Source organism: Natronomonas sp., from assembly GCF_036625485.1.
Lineage (GTDB): Archaea > Halobacteriota > Halobacteria > Halobacteriales > Haloarculaceae > Natronomonas.
The window spans coordinates 1-3,263 of record NZ_JAZKTR010000215.1 but is presented as its reverse complement, the minus strand read 5'-3'; the positions used below and the strand labels follow the sequence as shown (position 1 = coordinate 3,263).

At 65.1% G+C, this 3,263-nt stretch carries 4 protein-coding genes and 1 pseudogene; 4 read left to right on the top strand and 1 reads right to left on the bottom strand.

The features are described 5' to 3' along the window. Nucleotides 1-513, top strand: a pseudogene (locus V5A53_RS14005) (elongation factor EF-2); the annotation flags it as partial. Between the two features lie 288 nt (nt 514-801). Here the strand turns inward: V5A53_RS14005 and V5A53_RS14000 are convergent. Next, a complete protein-coding gene (locus tag V5A53_RS14000) occupies nt 802-1,212 on the bottom strand; it encodes a hypothetical protein (RefSeq protein WP_332314232.1) in 411 nt (136 codons plus the stop codon). 181 nt (nt 1,213-1,393) lie between these two features. Between V5A53_RS14000 and V5A53_RS13995 the strand changes: the two genes are divergently transcribed. The 3 genes from V5A53_RS13995 to V5A53_RS13985 form a co-directional block, all read left to right on the top strand. Beyond that, entirely contained in the window at nt 1,394-1,918 is a 525-nt protein-coding gene (locus tag V5A53_RS13995; protein WP_332314231.1) for an amino acid-binding protein, read from the top strand. Beyond that, on the top strand, nt 1,915-2,862 hold the full coding sequence (locus V5A53_RS13990; protein WP_332314230.1) for a homoserine dehydrogenase: 948 nt from the start codon (nt 1,915-1,917) through the stop codon (nt 2,860-2,862). Before V5A53_RS13995 ends, V5A53_RS13990 begins: the two co-directional genes overlap by 4 nt. A 154-nt stretch (nt 2,863-3,016) precedes the next feature. Beyond that, a partial coding sequence (locus tag V5A53_RS13985; protein WP_332314229.1) for a GTP-binding protein occupies nt 3,017-3,263 on the top strand: 247 nt, incomplete at its 3' end.

The following is a 3,263-nucleotide window of genomic DNA, read 5'->3' as shown; positions in this document are numbered from 1 at the left end:
CTCGTCATCGAGGGCCTCGAAGAGGCACTCGACGACGGTCCCCTCGCTGCTGAACCCGTCGAGGGCGCACTCCTCCGCCTCCACGACGCCCGCCTCCACGAGGACGCCATCCACCGCGGTCCGGCGCAGGTCATCCCCGCCGTCCGCAAGGCCGTCCACAACGCCCTCATCGACGCGGACATCAAGCTTCTGGAGCCGATCCAGCAGGTCCGCATCGACGTGCCCAACGAGCACATGGGCGCCGCATCCGGCGAGATTCAGGGCCGCCGTGGCCGCGTCGACGACATGTACCAGGAAGGCGACCTCATGGTCGTCGAGGGTATCGCGCCCGTCGACGAGATGATCGGCTTCTCCTCGGACATCCGTAGTGCGACCGAGGGTCGTGCCTCCTGGAACACGGAGAACGCCGGCTTCCGCGTCATGGCCGACAACCTCCAGCCGGAGACCATCAAGGAGATCCGCGAGCGGAAGGGCATGAAGACGGAACTGCCCGAGCGTATCGACTACTTCTAAGCCACTTTTTGCACGGGCCGGCCTGCGGCCGGCCCGGCAAAAACGTGGGGAAAATATGTGCGACTCGTTCCTGCCGCGAGCCTGATGGCTCGCGTTAGTCACTCGTCGCTACCGGACGCTCCCTACGGTCGCGTCCGGAGAACCGCTCGGCGCGCTTCGCGCGCCTCGCGGATGCCATTTATTGTTTCCTTCCTCTCTCCTATCCACAGACCCAACGCTATCGTTTATAAACAACCGACGCCGCGTGACGACGACCAGCAGTAGTCGATTGATGAAGACAGATCGAAATCAAGCGGGCGTGCCGTCGTTGGCCTCGGGACCCCATTCGAAGACGCCGTAGTAGGACAGCGCCGTCGCACCGCCGACGAGGACGGCCATCACGGGGTTGATAGGGACGGCAAACTGGAGGCTGGAGATGCGATAGAGGCCGATATCGAAGACAGGTCTGCCAAAGAGCGGCGCGACCAGCAGCGTCAGTCCGACGAGCGTCCCACAGAAGACGATAGCGAACCGCGAGAGACGTGTCGGGTCGACGTCGGCGGTACCCACTGCGGCCGCCAGCGGTAGCCACCCGAGAACGGCCGCCTGCAGCAACTCCCGTGGCGTCGGGTCGATGAAGACCGCGGCCGCCGCGACGACCGGCACGATCGCGCTCGCGGCGAGGCCAACGACCAACCCCAGAGAGCGATTCGTGATCATAGTGGCCTATCTTATTTTTGACAATATTTAAAAACGAGCCCGGTGTCGGCCGTCGAAACGTGCCGCTGTCGGGTGGTGTGGGGAGTTTTCCGTCGATGCAGGATACATTTGCGAATGACGGCGTTCTTATAGCCGGCGGACCGTGAGATTGAGTAATGAGTGAACGCTCGGAGGTGAGCCGATGAGCGAGGCGGACGTCCGGTCTTACACGGTGCGTCTCGAACTCGTCGACGAACCCGGTGAACTACTGCGCGCGCTCGAACCCATCGCCGACAACGGTGGGAACCTCCTCTCGATATTCCACGAGCGTGGCAACCTCACACCGCGGGGCCACATCCCCGTCGAAGTCGATCTCGAAGCGACCCAGGCGCAGTTCGACGTCATCGTCGACGCGCTCCGTGATGCCGGCGTCAACATCATCCAGGCGGGCGCCGAGCGGTACAGCGAGGAGTTGACGGTGGTCCTGGTCGGCCATCTCGTCGATACGGACCTCTCGGATACCCTCCAGCGGTTCCAGGAGTGTGGCGGCGTCTCTGTCGCCGACGTATCGCTTTCGGCACCACAGGGGACCGAGAACCCCTCCAGTGCGCGCCTCCGCATCGTCGCCAGCGAGGGTCAGACCTCCGACGCTCTGACGACGGTTCGGGAGATCGCCGAAGAGAAGGATCTGCGTGTCATCGAACCGTTGACGGAGGGTAGCCAATGAAACTCGCCGTACTCGGTGCGGGCGCCGTCGGCTCGTCGGTCGTCGAGTTGGCCGGCGAATACGGCCACGACATCGTCGCCGTCGCGGATTCCTCGACGGCGGTCGTCGACGAGGACGGCCTCGATGCCGACGACGTTCTCTCCCGGAAGCGAAGCCGCGGGGTCGTCGGCGATGCCGAGGTCGAAGCGGCGCTTTCGGCCGATTACGACGTCCTCGTGGAAGCGACACCGACGACGCTCGGCGATGCTGAACCCGGATTCTCCCACGTCGAGCGCGCGCTCGGCCGCGACCGCCACGTCGTCCTCGCCAACAAGGGTCCGGTCGCCGAACGCTACGACGAGGTGCGACAACTGGAAGCCGACTCGAAGGGGTCGGTGCTCTTCGAGGCGGCGGTCGGCGGCGCGATTCCGGTCCTGTCGACCATCGACGACCTCAACGGACAGGTGACGGCGGCACGCGGCGTCCTCAACGGGACGGCGAACTTCATCCTCAGCCGGATGGCCGCCGAGGGGCTGGACTACGAGCACGTGCTGGCCGAAGCCCAGGACCTCGGCGTCGCCGAGGCCGACCCGACCTTCGACGTGGAGGGCACCGACGCCGCACTGAAGTGCGTCATCCTCGCGAACGTCCTCTACGACGAGACGTACACGCTCGAGGACGCGGAGGTCGAGGGCATCGCCGACCTGCCCGGAAGCCCGCTCGAACTCGCCGCCGAGGACGGCCGGACGATCCGGCTCATCGGAGAGGTCTCGGACGGCGAGGTCCGCGTCGGCCCTCGCCTCATCCCCGAAAACGGGACGCTCGCGGTGTCGGGCACGCTGAACATCGTCCAGCTGGAGACGAATCACGCGGGCCGACTCAATATCTCCGGCCGGGGCGCTGGCGGCCCGGAGACGGCGAGTGCGGTCCTTGCGGATATCGGCCGACTCCCGCCCCGCGAATAGGCACGGCGCCGTCTCGGGACGGTTCCCCCGCGCCCCCGTGGTATCTGCTCGCAAACCGCCCGACGCGCCCGGTTTCGGCCGAATCCCTTTCGAAATCGTTTTACGGGCCACCGACAAAAGATTCGGACACAGCGCATTCGCGCGTGAGACTACAATGAGTGACAAACCGCACCAGAACTTGGCCGTAATCGGCCACGTTGACCACGGTAAGAGCACGATGGTCGGGCGACTTCTCTACGAGACAGGGAGCGTCCCCGAGCACGTCATCGAACAGCACAAAGAGGAAGCCGAAGAGAAGGGCAAGGGCGGCTTCGAGTTCGCCTACGTGATGGACAACCTCGCCGAGGAGCGAGAGCGTGGTGTCACCATCGACATCGCCCACCAGGAGTTCGACACCGACG

Coding starts and splice junctions, on each gene's coding strand:
- V5A53_RS13990 (WP_332314230.1), top strand. CDS start 1,915: ATGAAACTCGCCGTACTCGGTGCGGGCGCCGTCGGCTCGTCGGTCGTC.
- V5A53_RS14000 (WP_332314232.1), bottom strand. CDS start 1,212: ATGATCACGAATCGCTCTCTGGGGTTGGTCGTTGGCCTCGCCGCGAGC.
- V5A53_RS13995 (WP_332314231.1), top strand. CDS start 1,394: ATGAGCGAGGCGGACGTCCGGTCTTACACGGTGCGTCTCGAACTCGTC.